This window comes from Cellulomonas soli, from assembly GCF_052036975.1.
GTDB lineage: Bacteria > Actinomycetota > Actinomycetes > Actinomycetales > Cellulomonadaceae > Cellulomonas > Cellulomonas soli_A.
Window position 1 is genome coordinate 404131 of sequence record NZ_JBQIAR010000001.1, and the last position, 19358, is coordinate 423488.

16 protein-coding genes and 1 riboswitch are annotated in these 19358 nt (G+C 74.2%); of the genes, 9 read left to right on the forward strand and 7 right to left on the reverse strand.

The window, feature by feature from the left end:
- Positions 1-22: 22 nt before the first annotated feature.
- Positions 23-319 carry a WXG100 family type VII secretion target gene (locus tag ACTHAM_RS01915; RefSeq protein ID WP_440684006.1) on the reverse strand — a complete coding sequence of 99 codons (297 nt, stop codon included), beginning with the start codon at positions 317-319 and terminating at the stop codon, positions 23-25.
- A 151-nt stretch (positions 320-470) separates the two neighbouring features.
- Here ACTHAM_RS01915 and ACTHAM_RS01920 point away from each other — a divergent pair, with 151 nt between their 5' ends.
- Positions 471-1022 carry a hypothetical protein gene (locus ACTHAM_RS01920; protein ID WP_440684071.1) on the forward strand — a complete coding sequence of 184 codons (552 nt, stop codon included), beginning with the start codon at positions 471-473 and terminating at the stop codon, positions 1020-1022.
- A gap of 81 nt (positions 1023-1103) precedes the next feature.
- Here the strand turns inward: ACTHAM_RS01920 and metE are convergent, their stop codons facing one another.
- The 4 genes from metE to ACTHAM_RS01940 all read right to left on the reverse strand — a co-directional run bounded on the left by metE (position 1104) and on the right by ACTHAM_RS01940 (position 5605).
- Positions 1104-3440, reverse strand: coding sequence for a 5-methyltetrahydropteroyltriglutamate--homocysteine S-methyltransferase (gene metE / locus ACTHAM_RS01925; RefSeq protein WP_440684072.1), 2337 nt, complete (start codon positions 3438-3440; stop codon positions 1104-1106).
- A gap of 32 nt (positions 3441-3472) precedes the next feature.
- Positions 3473-4435, reverse strand: coding sequence for a methylenetetrahydrofolate reductase (locus ACTHAM_RS01930; protein ID WP_440684073.1), 963 nt, complete (start codon positions 4433-4435; stop codon positions 3473-3475).
- Between the two features lie 49 nt (positions 4436-4484).
- Positions 4485-4580: riboswitch (SAM riboswitch) on the reverse strand.
- 125 nt (positions 4581-4705) lie between these two features.
- Entirely contained in the window at positions 4706-4930 is a 225-nt protein-coding gene (locus ACTHAM_RS01935) for a hypothetical protein (protein ID WP_440684074.1), read from the reverse strand.
- Positions 4931-5023: 93 nt separating this feature from the next.
- Entirely contained in the window at positions 5024-5605 is a 582-nt protein-coding gene (locus ACTHAM_RS01940; protein WP_440684075.1) for a DNA-3-methyladenine glycosylase I, read from the reverse strand.
- Positions 5606-5729: 124 nt separating this feature from the next.
- Here ACTHAM_RS01940 and ACTHAM_RS01945 point away from each other — a divergent pair, with 124 nt between their 5' ends.
- The 3 genes from ACTHAM_RS01945 to ACTHAM_RS01955 all read left to right on the forward strand — a co-directional run bounded on the left by ACTHAM_RS01945 (position 5730) and on the right by ACTHAM_RS01955 (position 6970).
- The gene (locus tag ACTHAM_RS01945) at positions 5730-6032 is read left to right on the forward strand and encodes a hypothetical protein (protein WP_440684076.1); all 303 of its coding nucleotides are present in this window, start codon (positions 5730-5732) and stop codon (positions 6030-6032) included.
- Between the two features lie 73 nt (positions 6033-6105).
- A complete protein-coding gene (locus tag ACTHAM_RS01950) occupies positions 6106-6393 on the forward strand; it encodes a hypothetical protein (protein WP_440684077.1) in 288 nt (95 codons plus the stop codon).
- 145 nt (positions 6394-6538) lie between these two features.
- A complete protein-coding gene (locus ACTHAM_RS01955) occupies positions 6539-6970 on the forward strand; it encodes a VOC family protein (protein WP_440684078.1) in 432 nt (143 codons plus the stop codon).
- Between the two features lie 66 nt (positions 6971-7036).
- Here ACTHAM_RS01955 and ACTHAM_RS01960 read toward each other — a convergent pair whose 3' ends face one another.
- On the reverse strand, positions 7037-11704 hold the full coding sequence (locus ACTHAM_RS01960) for a DUF3418 domain-containing protein (RefSeq protein ID WP_440684079.1): 4668 nt from the start codon (positions 11702-11704) through the stop codon (positions 7037-7039).
- 63 nt (positions 11705-11767) lie between these two features.
- Here ACTHAM_RS01960 and ACTHAM_RS01965 point away from each other — a divergent pair, with 63 nt between their 5' ends.
- The 5 genes from ACTHAM_RS01965 to ACTHAM_RS01985 all read left to right on the forward strand — a co-directional run bounded on the left by ACTHAM_RS01965 (position 11768) and on the right by ACTHAM_RS01985 (position 18903).
- Complete coding sequence (locus ACTHAM_RS01965; protein ID WP_440684080.1) at positions 11768-13390, forward strand: ABC-F family ATP-binding cassette domain-containing protein; 1623 nt, start codon at positions 11768-11770, stop codon at positions 13388-13390.
- Positions 13391-13508: 118 nt separating this feature from the next.
- Positions 13509-14027, forward strand: coding sequence for an aminoacyl-tRNA deacylase (locus ACTHAM_RS01970; RefSeq protein ID WP_440684081.1), 519 nt, complete (start codon positions 13509-13511; stop codon positions 14025-14027).
- Positions 14024-14473: a hypothetical protein gene (locus ACTHAM_RS01975; RefSeq protein ID WP_440684082.1), complete on the forward strand. Its 450-nt coding sequence runs from the start codon at positions 14024-14026 to the stop codon at positions 14471-14473. The genes ACTHAM_RS01970 and ACTHAM_RS01975 overlap by 4 nt, the downstream gene beginning before the upstream one ends.
- 81 nt (positions 14474-14554) lie before the next feature.
- Complete coding sequence (locus tag ACTHAM_RS01980) at positions 14555-15763, forward strand: exonuclease SbcCD subunit D (protein ID WP_440684083.1); 1209 nt, start codon at positions 14555-14557, stop codon at positions 15761-15763.
- Entirely contained in the window at positions 15763-18903 is a 3141-nt protein-coding gene (locus ACTHAM_RS01985) for an AAA family ATPase (RefSeq protein ID WP_440684084.1), read from the forward strand. The genes ACTHAM_RS01980 and ACTHAM_RS01985 overlap by 1 nt, the downstream gene beginning before the upstream one ends.
- A gap of 12 nt (positions 18904-18915) precedes the next feature.
- Here the strand turns inward: ACTHAM_RS01985 and ACTHAM_RS01990 are convergent, their stop codons facing one another.
- Positions 18916-19332 (reverse strand): hypothetical protein, encoded by a 417-nt coding sequence (locus ACTHAM_RS01990; protein WP_440684085.1) that lies wholly within the window; start codon positions 19330-19332, stop codon positions 18916-18918.
- Positions 19333-19358: the final 26 nt, after the last annotated feature.

The following is a 19358-nucleotide window of genomic DNA, read 5'->3' on the forward strand; positions in this document are numbered from 1 at the left end:
GTGTGTCGGCGGCCGACGGGTGTCAGCCGCGCAGGCCGGAGGCGAGCTGGGTGTCGGCGTCCTCGAGGGTGGTGGCGGCGGTGCGCAGGTACTGGCCGAGGTTGGTCAGGGCGGCGACGGTGTCGGTGGCGCCCTGGGTGAACTGGCGGTAGGACTCGCCGAAGGCGACGGAGGCCTGGTCGGTGACGAAGCCGGAGGAGATCAGCGACTCGATGAAGGACTTCAGCTCGTTGAGCTTGGCCGTGATCTCGTCCTGGCCGGAGGTCAGACGCGTGGCCGCGTCCCGCATCTCCTGGTAGCTGACGTTCAGGTTCGACATGGGGGTCCTCCACGTGGTCAGGGGTGCGGGACCACGAGGGAACCCGCCCTGACCTGGGAGGTTATCCGACGTGACTGAGTCACCGGCCATCCTTTCCACAGGTTCACTCCATCGCGCCGAGCCGCCGGGCTCCCGTGGCAGGGTGAGGCCCGTGACGCGCCAGAAGCCCCCGTCGAGGCAGGTGCGGGCCAAGCCTCCCGCTCTCGACGCGGTCCGGGCTACGAGCCGAGCACGTCTCGCGGTGTGGGTGGCGGTCGGTGGGTGGTGTGTCGGGGTGCTCGGCGCTGCACTGCTCGCGCGGGACCCAAACCTCCCGGACCTGCGCTGGGGGCTGGCATTCGGTTCGCGCGGCGGCGACAGCGTCCTGGAACTGCATGTCTCGCGCGTCTGGGTCGTGCCGTTTGCAGCGCTCGTCATGACTGTGCCGATCGCGATGGCGGCGGCGGCTGTCATGTGGACGAGGGAGCTGGCCTGCGAGGTGCCGTCCTTTCGCGGGCAGCGTCTGCGCCCGTCCCGGTGGTGCACGGCCTCGATGGGCGCCGTGCTGGCTCTCCTGCCGAACGTTCTCGGCTGCTACGCGGTGAGCCGGCATCACGGTTCGCCCGACGTGATGGTCCTGCTGATGCTGTGGCCTCAGTTCACCTTCCTGGTGTTCGTCGGCGCTGCGATGTGGCGGTGGGAGGCCAGGAGGCTGCGACGCTGACGCCCTCGGGCTGCCGCAGACGACGACGCGCCGCCACCCCTGCTCGGGTGGCGGCGCGTCTGTCCTGGTGGCGGGTGCGCGTCAGAGCGTCGCGCGGACCGCCAGGGTCGCCGCCTGGATGCGCTCCAGGGACGGGGTGACCTCCTCGTACCGGCGGGTCTTGAGCCCGCAGTCGGGGTTGACCCAGAGCTGGTCGACGTCGATGGCCTTGACGGCCTCGGTCAGCAGCTCGGTGATCTCCGCCTCGGACGGCACGCGCGGGGAGTGGATGTCGTACACGCCGGGGCCGACGGCACGCGGGTAGCCGGCGGCGTGGATGTCGCCGAGGATCTCCATCTTGGAGCGGGCGGCCTCGATCGAGGTGACGTCCGCGTCGAGGCCGTCGATCGCGTCGATGATCTCGCCGAACTCGGAGTAGCACAGGTGCGTGTGGATCTGCGTGTCCTCGCGCACCCCGGCCGTCGACAGGCGGAACGAGCGCACCGACCAGTCGAGGTAGGCGGCCTGGTCGGCGTGCCGCAGCGGCAGCAGCTCGCGCAGGGCGGGCTCGTCGACCTGCACGATCGCGATGCCGGCCTCCTCGAGGTCGGCGATCTCGTCGCGCAGGGCCAGGGCGACCTGGTTGGCGGTGGCGCCCAGGGGCTGGTCGTCGCGCACGAACGACCAGGCCAGGATCGTCACGGGGCCGGTGAGCATGCCCTTGACGGGCTTGCTCGTCAGCGACTGCGTGTACGCGGACCAGGCCACGGTCATGGGTGCCGGGCGGGACACGTCGCCCCACAGGATCGACGGGCGCGTGCAGCGCGAGCCGTACGACTGCACCCAGCCGTTGGCGGTCACGGCGAACCCGTCGAGGTTCTCCGCGAAGTACTGGACCATGTCGTTCCGCTCGGGCTCGCCGTGCACCAGCACGTCGATGCCGATCTTCTCCTGCAGCTCGACGACGCGGCGGATCTCCGCCTTCATCTCGTCCTCGTACTGCTCGGCGGTCAGCTCGCCCTTGCCGAACGCGGCACGGGCCTTGCGGATCTCCGGGGTCTGCGGGAACGAGCCGATGGTCGTCGTGGGCAGCGGCGGCAGGTTCAGGCGGGCGGCCTGGGCGGCCTTGCGCTCGGCGAACGGGCCGCGGTGGAACGCGTCCTCGTCGAGCGCGGCGACACGGTCACGGACCTCGGGGCGCACAACCCCGGGGGCGGCGGCGCGCGAGCGCACCGCGTCGGACGCGGCGAGCAGCTGCTCGTGGATCGCCTCACGGCCCTCGGTCAGGCCCTCGGCGAGGGTGACGACCTCGGTGACCTTCTGGTCGGCGAACGCCAGCCACGACACGAGCGTCGGGTCGAGCTGCGGCTCGTCGGCGGTGTCGTGCGGCACGTGGAACAGCGACGTGGACGTGCCGACCGCGACGGCGGCGGCGCCCAGGTTCTCCAGCTGCTCGAGGATCGCCAGCTTGGCGTCCAGGTCGGCACGCCAGATGTTGTGGCCGTCGATCACACCGGCGACGAGGGTCTTCGTCTCCAGGCCGGGCACGGCGGCCGCGGGGGCGTCGCCACGGACCAGGTCGATGCCGATGGCCTCGACGTCGGTGGCGGCCAGCACGGGCAGCGCCGCACCGAGGTCGCCGTAGGGGGCGGCGACGAAGATCGCCGGGCGCTCGGGGGCGGTCAGCTCGGTGGCCAGCACCCGGTAGGCCTCGGTGACGGCGGCGAGCAGCTGGTCGGCGGGCACGTCGATCGAGTCGGAGACCAGGGCGGGCTCCTCGAGCTGCACCCACGTGGCACCGGCGGCCGCCAGGTCGCGCAGCAGCGCGACGTACACGGGGAGGATGTCGGCGAGCCGGTCGATCGGCAGGAACCCGTCGGGCGCACCTTCGGTGGCCTTGGCCAACGCCAGGTAGGTCACCGGGCCGACGATGACCGGGCGGGTCAGCACGCCCTCGGACAGTGCCTCGGTGAACTCGGCGACCGGGCGGGTGCTCGCGTAGCGGAACGCCGTCTCCGGGCCGATCTCGGGGACCAGGTAGTGGTAGTTCGTGTCGAACCACTTGGTCATCTCGAGCGGCAGGTCGTCGCCACGTCCGCGCGCGACCGTGGAGTAGCCGGCCAGGTCCAGGCGGCCGTTGTCGTCGACCAGGTCGGCGAACCGGGCGGGCACCGCACCGACGACGGCGGTCGCGTCGAGCACGTGGTCGTAGAACGAGAACGCCGAGGGGATGGCGGCGGCGTCCTTCGGCAGACCCAGCTCGACGAGGCGGTTGCGCGTGCGGCGGCGCAGGTCGGCGGCGACGGCCTCGACCTCGTCGGCCGAGGAACGCCCGGCCCAGAACGCCTCGATGGCCTTCTTGAGCTCGCGGCGCGGGCCGATGCGCGGGTAGCCGAGGACGGAGCCCGCGGGGAAGACGGGGGTGCTGCTGGTGGTCATGTCGTGTTCCTTGCGGTCAGTGCTGCCGGGGGTCAGGGGGTCTGTCGTGCCTCGCCGGAGCCGCCCAGGTGGGCTCCTTCGAGCAGGTCGAGTGCGGCGTGGTGTTGGTTGAACGTGTACACGTGCACGCCGGGTGCACCGCCGTCGAGGACCTGGTTGACCAGGTCGACGGAGGCCCGGATGCCGCGCCGGTGCCGTTCGGCGGCGTCGTCGGTGCCCAGCAGGTCCAGCAGGTCGCGCGGCACGGGCACGCCGGTGAGGTCCTGCACGCGCAGCAGGCGGGCGGGGTCGGTCGTCGGGATGATGCCCGGGATGATCGGGATCGTGACGCCGGCCTCGCGGGCTTCGGCGACGAGGGCCAGGTAGGAGTCGGCGTCGAAGAACAGCTGGCTGATCGCGAAGTCCGCCCCCGCCTGCTGCTTGGCGAGCAACGAGGCGACGTCCTGCGCGCGGGTGCCGCCGGTGGCGTGGTTGCCGCGGGGGAACGCGGCGACGGCCACCGACAGCGGGCGGACGGTGGCCCGCACGGCCTGCGCGGGCGACACGGCGCACCGGCGGCCCTCGATCTCGCGAAGCAGCTCGACGAGCTCGCTCGCCGTGTGCAGGCCCTCGGGGTGCGGGTGCCAGTCGGTGGCGTCGACGGGCGGGTCGCCGCGCAGCGCCAGGAACGAGCGGACGCCCTCGTCGAGGAACTCCTCGACGATCGTGGTCGTCTCGGCCTTCGAGGTCCCGACGCAGGTCAGGTGCGCGATGGGGTTCAGGCTGGTCTCGCGCAGCAGTCGGCGCACGAGCGCACGCGTGGTCTGGCGGGTCTTGCCCGAGGCCCCGTAGGTCACCGACACGAAGTCGGGCCGCGCGGACTCGAGCTGCTGGATGGTCGCCCAGAGCTTGGGTGCCGCATCCGGGTTGCGGGGCGGGTACAGCTCGAAGGAGACGGTGGGGCGGTCGACCGGGGCGACGAGCGCGCGCGGCTGGGTCGCGGTCGCGGCGCTCATGGCCGACCGGCCCTGGGGGTACGACAGGCAGCGGGGTCGTTCATCGTCAACTCCATCGACCCTGGCGGAAGCACCCACACCCTCGTCATGAGGGGGGTTGCTGCGGCGTCGACGAGCCAGGTCTCTCGGCCGCTCTGGATGGTTGTGCCGATGGTAGAACGACGATCACATCGTGGGCAACCAGACTCGACATGTGAGACGGGCGGGATCGAGGGGCGATCAGACGAGGCCGACCACCCGCCGGGCGCAGGCCCGGACCCTGCGTGAAACTCAGACGGGTCGGCGCTGGCTCAGGTCGCCGCCGAGCTTGGCGGGGCGCTGCCGGGGCACGTCGAACCACGACGACGGCGAACCCGTCGGCACCGAGAGCAGAGCGTCCTGGACAGCGGCCAGCACCAGCGCGTCGGTGGCATCAGCGACCGACTCCCCGCGCAGCACCTTCTGCACGTCCCGTTCGGCCGCCGTCCGACCTGAGGATTCGGGCACGTCGGTCATGGGGGCACTCTAGGCAGACCTCACGGACTCGGCCAGGAGCCGCGCGGGTGATGACACGCCCCTGACCGTGGCAAACGGGTGACGCCGGACAGGTCAGGGGGCAGCCACGCGCACCGCCGGGCAGCTCGCCAGGTGGTCGTCCACCAGACCGCACGCCTGCATCGCCGCATAGGCCGTCGTCGGGCCGACGAAGCGGAAGCCCAGCCGACGCAGCTCCTTGGCCAGCGCCGTCGACTCCGGGGTCACCGCCGGGACGCCCTGCCACGTCACCGGCCGCGTGCGCGTGCCCGCCGCGGGCGCGAACGACCACAGCACCTCGTCGAGGGTCCGGCCCGCCTCGTGCAGGGCCACCAGCGCGCGGGCGTTGGCGATCGTCGCCTCGATCTTCCCGCGGTGACGGATGATGCCCGCGTCGCCCAGGAGCCGCTCGACGTCGTGCTCGTCGTAGTCCGCCACGACCAGCGGATCGAACCCGGCGAACGCCGTCCGGAACGCCTCGCGCTTGCGCAGCACGGTGATCCACGCCAACCCGGACTGGAAGCCCTCCAGGGCGATCCGCTCGTACAGCGCGTGCTCGTCGTGCACGGGGACGCCCCACTCCTCGTCGTGGTAGCGCTCGTAGAGGGGGTCGCCGTCACCGAAGCAGCGCGGGATCGGGTGCGGGTCGACGTCCATCGTCCGATCCTGCCCTGAGGCACTGACAGGCGACGGGCAGAACAGGACGACACCTGGTGCGGGGTGCGCTGGGCTGGTCGGGTGACTCCCTGGTCGTTGGCGTGTGTGCGCCTCTAGGTTCGGGGTGTCGGGCCTGGTCAGGGGGCTGCTCGAACAAGGGGGCGTGTGCGCACCGGGCGAGGAGGGCGCGACCGTGCGAGTGAACCTGGGCACCCTTGCCGTCAACGACCGCGCGTCCCTCACCCTCTATGTCGGCGTGACCCGCACCAGCGCCGCCGCCCTGAATGCCATTGGTGGCATCGACCCGGCCCTCTACGCCCTGGCCGAACCCACCAACCCCGGCGGTGCCGTGGGCACCTTTGCCATCTCCGGCCTCACCCACTCCACCCCCACCACCACCGCAGCAAGCGGGCCTGAACCATCATGACCATGAAGCGAGCACGACCCGACAACGAGGTGACGGCATGAGACGACACATCGCGACCGTGGGATGCCTTGCGGTGATCGGGTTCCTGACCGGGTGCGTCTACGACGCGGCAAGACCGCAGGTGACCTACGAGAACCGGCTCGCCGAAGATGTCCTCGTCACAGTCGAAGGCGCGAACATGCCGTATCAGGTGGCCGTCGGCAGCAACTCGTCCAACTCGCTCGGGACCGATGAATGCAAGGGCACGGCGATCGTGGTCAAGACCGAGGACGGGGACCTGGTCGGGCGGGTCGAGGAGCCTGCGTGTCCCGACTGGCGTCTGGTGGTCAACGAGGACGGCACCCTCGACTACACGGAATGACCCGCCAGAGCCCCTGACGCTGGGCACCCCACACTCCCGCATGCGGACCTCGATCCGTCTGTGAGGAAGGGCTCGCGGCCAGGGCGAGGGCAGGCGGGCGGGCGGTCGTGTGTGCGTGTCGGACCGGGCGCCTACGGTCGACCGCATGGAGCAGCGACTGTCCTTGGTGACCCTCGGTGTCGCGGACGTGCCGCGCGCGCACGCCTTCTACGCGGCGCTCGGGTGGCGCTCCCGCGCCGACCTCGGCAACGACGAGGCGGACATCGTGTTCATCCAGACCGGCGGCATCGTGGTCGCCTTGTGGAGCCGTGCTGCGCTCGCGGAGGACACCGGGGTGAGCGACACCGGCGGTTGGGGTGGCATCACGCTCGCCCACAACGTGCGCAGCCCCGCCGAGGTCGACGCGGTGCTGCAGGAGGCCGTCGACGCGGGCGCGACCCTGCTGCGTGCCGGGTCCGCGACCTTCTGGGGCGGGTACAACGGCGTGTTCGCCGACCCGGACGGGCACTGCTGGGAGATCGCGCACAACCCGTCCTGGCCGATCACCGAGGACGGGCGCACGCTGCTCGGCCCGTGACCGCGACGGGCGGGGTCGCGCCCACCGCGAGCGAGCGGCGGGCGGTCTGCGGCGGACCCGGGCACGTCAGCCGGCGGCGGCGAGGGCCTTGCGGATGCGGGTCGGGGAGACCGGGCCGGGCGTGCCGAGCTGCTGGGCGAACAGGCTGACCCGCAGCTCCTCGACCATCCACCGCACGTCCTCGAGGACGGCGTCGCGGGCCGCGTCGGGGGCGGCGGTGCGGGCCTTGGTGCGTGCGGCGGCGAGCAGGTCGGCGCACTCCTGCACCTGCCAGGCCAGGTCGCCGTCGCGCACCGGGTTGTCGGCGGCCTTCGTCAGCCGGTAGGCCGCGGCGCGCAGGTAGCGGGCCAGGTGCGGTAGGCGGTCGGCGCCGACCTCGGAGACGAACCCGTCGTGCACCAGGTCCGCGGACTGGGCGCGCACGTCCTGCAGGGTGGCCAGCAGGGCGAGGCTGCTGATGCTGCGGACCTGCGCGTCGAGGTCCCGCCATGCCGTCAGCACGGCGACCAGGTCGGTGACGACCGCATGCACGGCGTCTTCCAGGCCCGTGCGCACCGAGGTCCGCAGGGCCGCGTACGTGTCGGCGTCGCGCACGGTGGTGGCGTCCGCACCGGCCAGGTGCGCGGCCATCAACCGGTCGACGGCCGCCAGCTGCACGTCGGTGACCAGGGCCTGCGTGCTCGGGTACGGGCTCGCGGCCAGCGCGAGGGCCTGCGTGCCGGTCCATCGGGTGGTGACGCGCGCGGTGGCCAGGGCGGTCTCGGTCAGCAGCAGGCGGCGCAGCCCGCGGCGGTGGGCACCGGCCACGCGCTGCTCGTCGGCCAGTGCGCGCAGGGCCACCGAGGTGCCCTCCTCGACGAGCGAGGGGAACGCGCGCACCACGACACCGCCAGGCCCGGGGGTCTCGACGGTCTCGGGCAGGGTGCCGCCGGGGATGTCGTCCCACGAGGTGACGGCCGCACGCTCGACGGCCGCGGGCGGGGCGGGGGTCGAGGTCGAGGGGGCGACCGGACGGGCGTCTCCGGGCGACCGGGGTCCCGTGCCGGCAGCACCGTGGCTGCCGGCGCCCGCCGCGCCAGAGCCCGACGGACCGGCCTGAGCCGATCCCGTCGCGGAGGAACCGGCGGAGGCCTCCTCCATCGCCGCCCGCAACGCGGTGCGCACGGCCGAGGACACCGCGTCCTGCGCGCGCGCCGCATGCTGGCGTTGCAGCACCAGCAGGTCCTTGCCGTCGTCGACGACCCCGCCGCGGTCGCCGACCACCCGGAACGTCATGCGCAGGTGCGCGGGCAGCTTGGTGTCGTCGAACGCGTCCTCGGGGACGTCCACGTCACGCATCGAGCGCACGGCCTGCCGGAACGCGTCGTGGAACGAGGGTGCGGCGTCCCCGGCACGCACGGTGTCCTCCCAGGACGCCAGGTGCTCGTCCATCCAGGCGTCGACCGCCGCCGCGACGTCGGGTGCGGGGACCAGCTGCACCCGGACGGGCTTGGGCAGGGCGCGGATCGTGGCGGTGACCAGCTCGGCGCGCAACCCCGGCACCAGCCAGTCGAACCCCTCGGGGCGCAGCCGCGCGAGCGAGACGAGCGGGATGTGCACGGTGACGCCGTCGGCCTCGGTGCCCGGCTGGAACTGGTAGGTCAGCGGCAGGCTCAGGTCGCCCTGCGGCCAGCGCGAGGGGAACGACTGCTCGTCGATCGCGTCGGCCCCGTCCGCCACGAGCAGCTCGCGCGTGAACGAGAGCAGGTCGGGTGTGGTGCGCCGCGCCTGCTTCCACCACTGGTCGAAGTGCCGGGCGGAGACGACGTCGTCGGGCACGCGCTCGTCGTAGAAGTCGAACAGCACGTCGTCGTCGACCACCAGGTCGCGGCGGCGGGCGCGCGCCTCGAGCCCCTCGGCCTCGGCCAGCAGGCGGCGGTTCTCGTGGAAGAACTGGTGGTGCGTGGTCCACTCGCCCTGCACGAGCGCGTGCCGCAGGAACAGCTCGCGGGCGTGCTCGGGGTCGACCTTGGAGTACAGGACGCGGCGGCCGGCGACGATCGGCACCCCGTAGAGCAGCACCTTCTCGGTGGCGGTCGCCGCCCCCTGCTTGGTCGACCACGCCGGCTCGGAGTACGTGCGCTTGACCAGGTGCGCGCCGAGCTCCTCGGCCCACTCCGGCTGGATCCGCGCCACGTCCCGACCCCACAGCCGCGAGGTCTCGACGAGCTCACCGGCCATGACCCACGCGGGGGGCTTCCGGGCCAGGCCCGAGCCGGGGAAGATCGCGAACCGTGCGCCGCGGGCCCCCAGGTACTCGTTGCGCCCTCGTCGGTCCGGGCGGCCCCCGCGCGCGTCCGGCCCGCCCGCGCGACCCCGCGAGGCCTGCACCTCGGTGGCCTCCTGCATGCCGATGTGCGACAGCAGGCCTGACAGCACCGACTGGTGGATCAGGTCGGCGTCCCACTCGAGGCGCGTCGGCGGCCCGTCCGTGGCGGCTGCTGCGGCGTCGGCGTCGGCGGGCGTGGCGGCCCGGCGCGGCGGGTTCACCGTGATGCCCAGCGGCTTCGCCAGCTCCTTGAGCTGGGTGACGACGTCCTGCCACTCGCGGATGCGCAGGTAGTTGAGGTACTCCGCACGGCACATCCGCCGGAACGCCGACCCTGACAGCTCACGCTGCTGCTCGCGCACGTAGTGCCAGACGTTCAGGTACGAGAGCAGGTCCGAGGTCGGGTCGGCGAACCGGGCGTGCTGCTGGTCGGCCCGCTCACGCTCCTCCGCGGGGCGTTCGCGCGGGTCCTGGATCGACAGGGCCGCGGCGATCACCATGACCTCGCGGGCCACCCCGCGCCGACCGCCCTCGACGATCATCCGGGCCAGCCGCGGGTCCATCGGCAGTTGCGCCAGGGCCCGCCCGGTGTCCGTCAGGCGCGTGCCGCCGCCGTCACGGCCCACGGCCAGCGCCCCGAGCTCGGTGAGCAGCTGCACGCCGTCACGCACCGCGCGCACGTCCGGCGGGTCGACGAACGGGAACGCCGTCACGTCGTCCGGGGTGGTCGCCACCCCCACGGCGATCATCTGCAGGATCACCGACGCCAGGCTGGTGCGCAGGATCTCCGGCTCGGTGTACTCCGGCCGGGACTCGAAGTCGTCCTGCGAGTACAGGCGGATCGCGATGCCGTCCGCGACGCGCCCGCACCGCCCCGAGCGCTGGTTCGCCGACGCCTGCGAGATCGGCTCGATGGGCAGCCGCTGCACCTTCGTGGCCTTCGACCAGCGCGAGATGCGGGCCGTGCCCGGGTCGACGACGTACCGGATGCCCGGCACGGTCAGCGACGTCTCGGCCACGTTCGTCGACAGGACGACCCGGCGGGTCTGGTGCCGTTCGAACACCCGGTGCTGCTCGGCGGCCGACAGGCGCGAGTACAGGGGCAGGATCTCCACGGCCCGCGGGTGCTTCGGGTCGCTCACGCGCGGCCCGAGCGACCCGCGCAGCGCGTCCTCGGCGTCGCGGATCTCCCGTTCGCCGGACAGGAACACGAGGATGTCGCCGTCGCCCTCGGCGCACAGCTCGTCGACGGCCTCGCAGATGGCCGTCATCAGGTCGCGGTCCTCCTCGCCGCGCGCCGCCTGGCCCGGGCGTGCGGCACCGCGCGCCTGACCCTTGCGCGGCTTGGACCCGGCGCCGCCACCCGTGCGATGTGGGGAGGGCGGGGCCGGCACCGGGTCGTCGAGGTCGTCGCCCGTGACGCCCGTGTCCGGCGACAGCGGCCGGTACCGCAGCTCCACCGGGTACGTCCGCCCGCTGACCTCCACGACCGGCGCGGGCACGCCCTCGGGGTGCTCGGCCGTCGGCGCCGACGCGAAGTGCCGCGCGAACCGCGCCGAGTCGATCGTCGCCGACGTGATGACGACCTTCAGGTCCGGCCGCTGCGGCAGCAACCGCGTCAGGTACCCGAGGATGAAGTCGATGTTCAGCGACCGCTCGTGCGCCTCGTCGATGATCAACGTGTCGTACTGCCGCAGCATCGGGTCGCGCTGGATCTGCGCGAGCAGGATGCCGTCGGTCATCACCTTCACCAGCGTCGAGTCGCTCGACTCGTCGGTGAACCGCACCTGGTAGCCGACGATCTGCCCCAGCGGCGTGCCGATCTCCTCCGCGATGCGCTCCGCGACCGACCGCGCGGCGATGCGGCGAGGCTGCGTGTGGCCGATCTGGCCGGCCCGGCCGCGCCCGAGCTCGAGGGCGATCTTCGGCAGCTGCGTCGTCTTGCCCGACCCCGTCTCCCCGGCGACCACGATCACCTGGTGGTCGCGCAGCACCTGCGAGATCTCGGCGCGGCGGGCGCTGACGGGCAGCTGCTCGGGGTAGACGACCGGCGGGAGCTCGACCGCGGTGCGCAGCTCGGCCGCCCTGGCCAGCCGGGCCGCGGTGCGGTCCGCCCGCGGATCGCCGCCCCGACCGCCGCGCGGCGTCGACCGGTCCCCACCCCGTCCGCCACCCCGACGGGGTCGACGACGACCGGACCCCTGCGGGCCGGTGGTGGAAGGGGACGACGTGCTCACGACGTCCGATCCTCTCAGGCCCCGGCTCGGGCACGCTCCCGGATTATTCGCGTGCCGACCGCGACCCGGGCCGCCTACCGTGTCAGCGTGCTGATCTGAGCCCGAGCCCGAGCCCGAGCCCGAGCCCGAGTCCCTTCCCGACTCCCCGCACCCGTCGCCGCCCGGCGTCTTCGATGACACCGGCGGCATGCCGGCAGCACCCGGACGCACGTCGTCCGCCGCCGGCCGGGTGCACGCCCGGTGGTGATCGCTGTGCCCCCTGTGTCCCCCGTCCTCCGCGCCCGCGGCCTGTCCCGCTCGTACGACGCGCGACCCGTCCTCGTCGCCCTCGACCTCGACGTCGACCCCGGCCACCGCCTGGCCGTCGTCGGTGAGAACGGCGTCGGCAAGTCCACGCTCCTGCGCCTCCTGGCCGGTGTCGAGGACCCCGACGCGGGCGCCGTCGACCGCCCCGCCGACCTGCAGCTGCTCACCCAGGAACCCCCGTTCGCGTGGACCGCCACCCTGGACGAGGTCATGGCGGAAGCGCTCGCCGTGCCGCGGGCCGCGCTCTCCACCCTCGACCGGTCCGCCGCCGCGCTCGCGGACGGTCGGCCCGGCGCCGACGACGCCTACGCGGCGGCGCTCACCGAGGCGGAACGGCTCGACGCGTGGGATGCCGACCGACGCGCCGCCCTCACGCTCGCCGGACTCGGGCTGGCCGACGTCGACGGCGGCCGCGCGACCGGGACGCTCTCGGGTGGGGAGCGCACCCGGCTCGCCCTCGCAGCCCTGCTCGTGCGTCGACCGACGGCCGTGCTGCTCGACGAACCCACGAACCACCTGGACGAGGATGCCGCCGGGTACCTCGCCCAGGCGTTGCGCGAGCTGCCGGGCGCGGTGGTCCTGACGAGCCACGACCGGGTGTTCCTCGACGAGGTCGCGACGTCGATCCTGGACCTCGACCCGGGGCTCGGTGGCCCGGCGCTGTTCGGGGGCACGTTCGGCGCCTACCTGGCCGAACGGCGCGCGGCCCGGGCCCGCTGGGAGGGCCGATTCCGCGCGGAGCAGGACGAGCTGGCCCGTCTGCGGGTCTCCGTGCGCACCACCGCGCGTGCCGTCGGGCACGACAGGGAGCGCCGGGACGGCAACAAGATGGGCTTCGGCATCCTCGGGAACCGGGTCGAGCAGAAGATCTCCAGCCGGGTCCGCGACGCGCGCCGACGCCTCGAGGAGCTGACCGAGCACCAGGTGGCCCGACCGCCGGCGGCCCTGCGGTTCACCCCGCCGCCGGACGGCCTCGTGGCGGCGACGCCCGACGGCGTGCTGGTGCACGTGCGCGGGGCTGAGGTGCCGGGCAGGCTGCGCGTGCCCGTGCTGGACCTCGCCGCCGGTGACCACCTGCTCGTCACGGGTGCGAACGGCGCAGGCAAGTCCACCTTGTTGCGCCTGCTGGCCGGCGACCTGCCTCCCGGGCAGGGTGCGGTCGACCGTGCGCGAGGCGTCGAGGTGGCACTGCTCGAGCAGGACGTGGGCCTCGGTGACGACCCGCGCACGCCGCGTGAGGTCTACGAGCTCGTCACCGCCGACCGCCCCGCCGCCCCCCGGCTCGTCGAGCTCGGGCTGGTCGCCCCGCGGGACACGGAGCGGCCGCTGCGTGAGCTGTCCGTCGGCCAGCGTCGGCGCCTCGTGCTGGCGCTGCTGGTCGCCCGGTCGCCCCACGTGCTGCTGCTCGACGAGCCGACGAACCACGTGTCGGTCACCCTCGCCGACGAGCTGCTCGACGCGCTCGCGACCAGCTCCGGGGCGGTCGTCGTGGCGACGCACGACCGGTGGGTGCGTCGCACCTGGACGGGGCGGCAGGTGGCGGTCGTGGAGGGTGCGCTGCTGCTCTGACACCGCCCACGCGCCGAAGGGCACCGCTCGAGCGGTGCGCGAGGACAGCCCCATCGAGTGAACGCCCGGACGCCCTTCGCCGCGGCGTCGCGTGTCCGGTTCGCCCTAGAGTGGGCGGATGGCCCAGCAGAGCGATGATCCCGGCACGTCCGAGGGTGAGCGACGTGCCGTCGCCGCGCTCACGGCGTCCGGGATCCCGTTCGAGGTGACCCGGCACGGTCCCGTGCGCTCGTTGGCCGAGGCCGCGGCGGCCCGGGGCGTCGACCCGTCCGCCATCGTGAAGTCGCTGGTGGTGCGGCGCGGGGAGGACGACTACCTGTTCGTGCTGGTGCCCGGCGGCCGCACGATCGCCTGGCCGCAGCTGCGGGCACTGCTCGGGGTGACGCGTCTGTCGATGCCCGACGCGGCCACCGCCAAGGATGTGACGGGCTACGAGCGCGGCACGATCACCCCGTTCGGCTCGCTGCGGGCCTGGCCGGTGATCGCCGACGCGCACGTGCCCGGGAGCACGGTGTCCATCGGTGCCGGCGCGCACGGGGTGGCCGCGACGGTGCACGGCGACGACCTCGTACGGGCGCTGGGGGCGACCGTCGCGGACGTCACCGAGCCCGAGGGTGCGCCGGAGGGCAGGTCGTGAGCGGGCAGCCGCCGAGCGGCGGTGACGGGCGCCGGGAGGTCGCAGCGTTCTTCGCGCACCCCGCACCCGCGTGGCGGCGGCAGACGCCCGTGCCGTGGTGGAAGTCGTTGACGCAACCGCGCTGGTCGTCGGGGGTGCCCCAGCCCGAGCATCCACCGGTGGTCGTCGCCCCGGTGCCCGGTGGTGCGACTCCTGCGGCGGAACCTGCCGGCGGCACGCGGTGGGAGCCTGAGGCCGCGGCCTGCGTGCCGACGCCGTTCGGTGCGTACGAGCCGGGCCCGTACGGGTCGTGGGCGGCGCTGGCCGACCGAACGAGCTGGGCCGGCGCGCACCGGCCGGGTGAGGAGCGGGCCGACAAGGCGTTCCGGCTGGCGTGCGCGATGCTCGCCGTCGCCACGGTGCTGGTCGGTGCGGCCCTGATCGCCCTGACGCGGCTGGGCGGCTGACACCGGCGGCTCTGGCCCCTGTCCGGCGGGCGTGCGGCGCGCGTCCTCGGGGTGTGGGCGGCCTCGACTACCGTCCGGGGCATGCGGTTGATCCACACGTCCGACTGGCACCTGGGCCGGACGCTGCACGGGGTCGACCTGCTGGAGCACCAGGCGGCCTACCTGGACCATCTGGTGGAGCTCGCGAGGGCCGAACGGGTGGACGCCGTGGTGGTCGCCGGTGACGTGTTCGACCGGGCGATCCCGCCGGTCGAGGCCGTGACGCTGCTCTCCGACGTGCTGGCCCGGTTGGCGGAGTCGACCACGGTCGTGGTGACCTCCGGCAATCACGACTCGGCCACGCGCCTCGGCTTCGGTGCCGCGCTCATGCGCGAGCGGGTCCGGGTACGCACCCGGGTCGCCGGGTTGGCCGAGCCGGTCGTGCTGCACGGTGCCGGCAGTGCCCGCGGTGCTGACGGTGATGTGCTGGTGTACGGGGTGCCGTACCTGGACCCGGACTTCGCCCGCCAGGAGCTGGCCGAGCCGGACGCTGCGCCGCTGCGCCGCTCGCACGAGGCCGTGGTCGCCGCGGCCGTCCGTCGCATCCGTGCCGACGTCGAGGGGCGGACCGGCTCCGCGGCCGGGGCCTCCGGCGGTGCGGCGCCCCGCACGGTCGTGGCTGCCCACGCGTTCGTCGTGGGTGGTGCGGTGAGCGAGTCCGAGCGGGACATCCGGGTCGGGGGTGTCGACCAGGTGCCCGCGGGGGTGTTCGCCGGCCTCGACTACGTGGCGCTCGGGCACCTGCACGGTCCGCAGCGGGTCAGCGGGCCTGACGGCACCGTGCTGCGGTACAGCGGGTCGCCGCTGGCCTACTCCTTCTCCGAGCAGCACCACGCCAAGTCGAGCGTGCTGGTCGACCTGTCGGGGGCCGAGGTCCGCACCGAGACCGTCGCGGCACCCGTGCCCCGGCGACTGGCCGACCTGACCGGGTCTCTCGAGGAGCTGCTGGGGGCGGCGGGGGAGCCGCACGTGCGCGACTGGTTGCGGGTCACGGTCACCGACCCGCACCGGCCGCAGGACCTGTTCCGCCGTGTCCGTGACCGGTTCCCGCACGCGCTGGTGGTGCAGCACCGGGCGGCGGGTGGCGCGGAGGGCCCTGTGCGCGCGGCGACCGTCACCGCGGCGCACGACCCGCTGGAGGTGGCCGCCGACTTCGTCGCGCACGTCACGGGTGCCGCCCCCACGCCCGACGAGCTGGCCGTGCTGCGCCGCGCGTACGAGTCGGTCGCGGCGAGCGAGCGGAGCGCCTGATGCACCTGCGCTCCCTGACCCTGCGGGCCGTCGGCCCGTTCGCCGACGAGCACACCATCGACTTCGACGCGCTGGCCACCTCGGGTCTGTTCCTGCTCGAGGGGCCGACCGGCTCCGGCAAGTCGACGCTCATCGACGCGATCGTGTTCGCCCTGTACGGCAAGGTCGCCTCGGCCGAGGCCAGCGACGACCGCCTGCGCTCGGCGTACGCGGCGGACGACGTGGAATCGGTCGTCGACCTGGTCTTCGAGGTGCCCGCCGGGGTGTTCCGGGTGCGGCGCACACCGCAGCACCAGCGCGCCAAGCGGCGCGGCACGGGCACCACGACGGCGCAGGCCACCGTGCGGCTGTGGCGGCTGCCGGCGGACGTCGACCCCCTGGCGGGGCCGGACGTGCTCGACGCCGTGGGCACCCCGTTGGGCAACCGCCTGGACGAGGTCGGTGCCGAGCTGCAACGGCTCGTCGGTCTCGACCGGCAGCAGTTCGTGCAGACCATCGTGCTGCCGCAGGGCGAGTTCGCGCGGTTCCTGCGCGCCAACCCCGAGGACCGCAGCCGCCTGCTGCAGAAGATCTTCGGCACCGAGGTGTACGAGCGGCTGCAGCAGCAGCTGGCCGTGCTGCGCACGGAGCACAACCGGGCGGTCGACGCCGGGCGGGCGGCACTGGACCGTTCCGTCGCGCACCTGGTCGGCGCGGCGCGATGGGACGAGGACGAGGCCGACGAGCTGCGGGTCGCCGCGAGGGACGTCGGCGCCCCGGACGAGGGTGCGTTGCCCGCCGCCGGTGCGAACGTCCGTGCGCTCGTGCTCGGTCGGCTCGCGGTTCTCGACGAGCAGGCAGGCCAGTCGCGCCAGGTGGCCGCCGAGGCCGAGGAGCTCGCGGCCGCCGCCCGGACCTACCTGGACGAGCAGACCGCCCGGGCGACCGTGCTGGCGCGGCGTGCGGCGCTGCGGGCCGAACGTGACGCGCTGGACGCGGCGGCGGCGGCGCACGAACGGTCCGTCACCCGCCTGGCTCGGGCCGCTGCCGCGCGAGCCGTCGCACCGCTGCTGATCGGCGCCGACACGGCGCGGACGGCGGTGTCCGCGGCCGAGAAGGCCCTGGGGGCGGGGCTCGACGCCGCACCGGACGACCTTGCCGCCCTTGTCGGCGGCGTGGACTCCCTCGACCCGGTGGCCGCCCGGGCGGCGCTGGAGCTCGACCACCGCACGACGGTCGGCGCCGTCGCGACGTTGCAGCGGGCGCTCACCCTCGAGGCCGGTCTGGACGACGAGCGGCACCGCGTGCGCGCAGCCCGGGACGCCGTCGAGGACGCCCGGGGCCTGCTCGGCACCCACGACGTGTGGCTCGCCGACCGGCCGCAGCAGCGGGCCGAGCTGGTCGAGGCACTCACCGCGGCGCGGGCGGGGGCCGCACAGGTCGGCGAGCACGAGGCGGCGGTCACCGCGGCACACGCCACCGTCCAGGCGGTCGAGGACCTGACCGCGGCGCGGCGTGAGCGGCAGGCGGCAGACCGTGCTCGTGGCGACGCCGTCGCGCGGGCCACGGCGGCCGTCGAGCACGAGCGCGTGCTGCGCAGCGCCCGGATCGCCGGTCTGGCCGGTGAGCTCGCCGCCGCGCTGGCCGACGGCGACCCGTGCCCGGTGTGCGGCTCGGTGGAGCACCCGGCCAAGGCGGTCGTCGGGGCGGACCACGTGCAGGCGGACCAGGTGGACGCCGCCGAGCAGGTCAGGTCGGCCGCCGAGGTCGAGCTGTCGGCCGCCGCCGAGGTCGCCACCCGGTGGGCTGAACGAGTCGCCGCCCTGCACGCGCAGGTCGACGCCTCACCGGCCGGCCCGCTCGACGACCTCGACCCCGTCGGCCCGCTCGACGTCGTGCTCGAGCGTGCCTCGGACCTGCTCGACTCCGCCGCGGCGGCCCTCGGCGCCGCACGTGCCGCGGCCTTGGACGTGCAGCGGCTCGACGCCGAGGTGACCGCCTTCGACGCGGCCACGGCGGATCGGCAGGCCGAACGTTCCGAGCTGGCCGCCGCGCTCGCCGCCGCCGAGGCGGCGGTCGACGCGCAGGTCGCCGCGTGCGAGGAGCACGAGGCCGAGACGCTCGCGGCCCGCGGTGCGCACCCGACGGTCGCGGCCCGGCACGGGGAGCTCGCCGAACGGGTGGCGTCGGCGCAGACGCTGCTCGACGCTCTCGCCGAGCTGGCCGCCGCCCGGGACGACGACGCCCGCAGGTCGGCCGAGCTGGCTGACGCCCTGGTGGCGCACGGGTTCGGCACCGCCGACGACGCACGGCACGCGCACCTGGATGCCGAGGACCTCGCGGTGCTCGAGCGGCTGGTGGCCGATCACGTGGCCGCGCGCGCCGCGGTGACCGCCGGTCTCGCGGATCCTGAGGTCAGCGCACTGCCCGAGGACGCGGTGGCCGACGTGGACACCGCGCGCGCAGCCGAGCAGCAGGCGCGGACGACGGCACAGCTGGCCGCGGCCGCCGCCCGCTCGGCCGCCGACCGTGCGACGGCCGCCACGCAGGCCGCCACCCAGGTGCTGGCGGACGCCGAGGCGCTCGCACGCGGCGTGGCCGACGCGGTGCCGGTCGCACGGCTGGCCACCCTGGCGGCGGGGACCGGTGGTGACAACACCCGACACCTGTCCCTGGCCACGTACGTGCTGGTCCGTCGGTTCGAGGACGTCGTGGCCGCTGCCAACGAGCGGCTGCTGACCATGTCCGACGGCCGGTTCGAGCTGGTCCGCTCGGACGAGAAGGAAGACGTGCGGACCCGCGCCACCGGTCTGGCCATGCGCGTGGTCGACCACCGCACCGAGCAGGCGCGCGACCCGCGGACCCTGTCGGGCGGCGAGACGTTCTACGTGTCGTTGTGCCTGGCGCTGGGCATGGCGGACGTCGTGACGGCCGAGGCCGGCGGGATCGACCTCGGCACGCTGTTCGTCGACGAGGGGTTCGGCTCGCTCGACCCGCACGTGCTCGACCAGGTGCTCGTCGAGCTGGGGCGCCTGCGGGCCGGAGGCCGGGTCGTGGGCCTGGTCTCGCACGTGGAGACGCTCAAGCAGGCCATCGCCGACCGCATCGAGGTGCGCCCGACCCCCGCCGGTCCGAGCACCCTGCGGGTGCTGGCGTCCTGAGTCGGGGACGACTCACCAGGCCCAGCCGCGGGAGGCGAGCTCGACCTCCTCGCGGAACCGTTCGGCCGGGTCGCCCTTGGCGTGCGGCTGCACCTCGACGCCGGCCAGCCGGCACGCCTGCGCGAGCAGCTCGTCGTACGCGAGCTGGGAGGCGATGACCCGCTCGGCCAACGCCCACGTGTGCGGGTCACGTTCGAGCTCCTGCACGTGCTCGGCCACGGCGCCGAGCCGCTCCTGCACGTGCAGCGCGAGGAACGGGTCGAACGTCGGGGGCCGTTCGCGGCGCAGCCGCCGGGCCAGACGGTCGAGGTGGGCGGCCAGGGCCGTGCGCCATCGTGGCGTCTCGTCGGCGCCCGGGAGCAGCGAGCAGAAGAGCACCATCACGAGCGCCGGGACCAGGAAGGTCAGGAGCAGAGCAACCCACATCATCGTGTGCCCCTTGGGCCGTGCACGCA

Bases quoted from the DNA above. Each gene is read 5' to 3' on its own strand.
- ACTHAM_RS01915 (WP_440684006.1), bottom strand. From the start codon at position 319: ATGTCGAACCTGAACGTCAGCTACCAGGAGATGCGGGACGCGGCCACG.
- metE (WP_440684072.1), bottom strand. From the start codon at position 3,440: ATGACCACCAGCAGCACCCCCGTCTTCCCCGCGGGCTCCGTCCTCGGC.
- ACTHAM_RS01930 (WP_440684073.1), bottom strand. From the start codon at position 4,435: ATGAGCGCCGCGACCGCGACCCAGCCGCGCGCGCTCGTCGCCCCGGTC.
- ACTHAM_RS01935 (WP_440684074.1), bottom strand. From the start codon at position 4,930: ATGACCGACGTGCCCGAATCCTCAGGTCGGACGGCGGCCGAACGGGAC.
- ACTHAM_RS01940 (WP_440684075.1), bottom strand. From the start codon at position 5,605: ATGGACGTCGACCCGCACCCGATCCCGCGCTGCTTCGGTGACGGCGAC.
- ACTHAM_RS01955 (WP_440684078.1), top strand. From the start codon at position 6,539: ATGGAGCAGCGACTGTCCTTGGTGACCCTCGGTGTCGCGGACGTGCCG.
- ACTHAM_RS01960 (WP_440684079.1), bottom strand. From the start codon at position 11,704: ATGCCGCCGGTGTCATCGAAGACGCCGGGCGGCGACGGGTGCGGGGAG.
- ACTHAM_RS01970 (WP_440684081.1), top strand. From the start codon at position 13,509: ATGGCCCAGCAGAGCGATGATCCCGGCACGTCCGAGGGTGAGCGACGT.
- ACTHAM_RS01980 (WP_440684083.1), top strand. From the start codon at position 14,555: ATGCGGTTGATCCACACGTCCGACTGGCACCTGGGCCGGACGCTGCAC.
- ACTHAM_RS01985 (WP_440684084.1), top strand. From the start codon at position 15,763: ATGCACCTGCGCTCCCTGACCCTGCGGGCCGTCGGCCCGTTCGCCGAC.
- ACTHAM_RS01990 (WP_440684085.1), bottom strand. From the start codon at position 19,332: ATGATGTGGGTTGCTCTGCTCCTGACCTTCCTGGTCCCGGCGCTCGTG.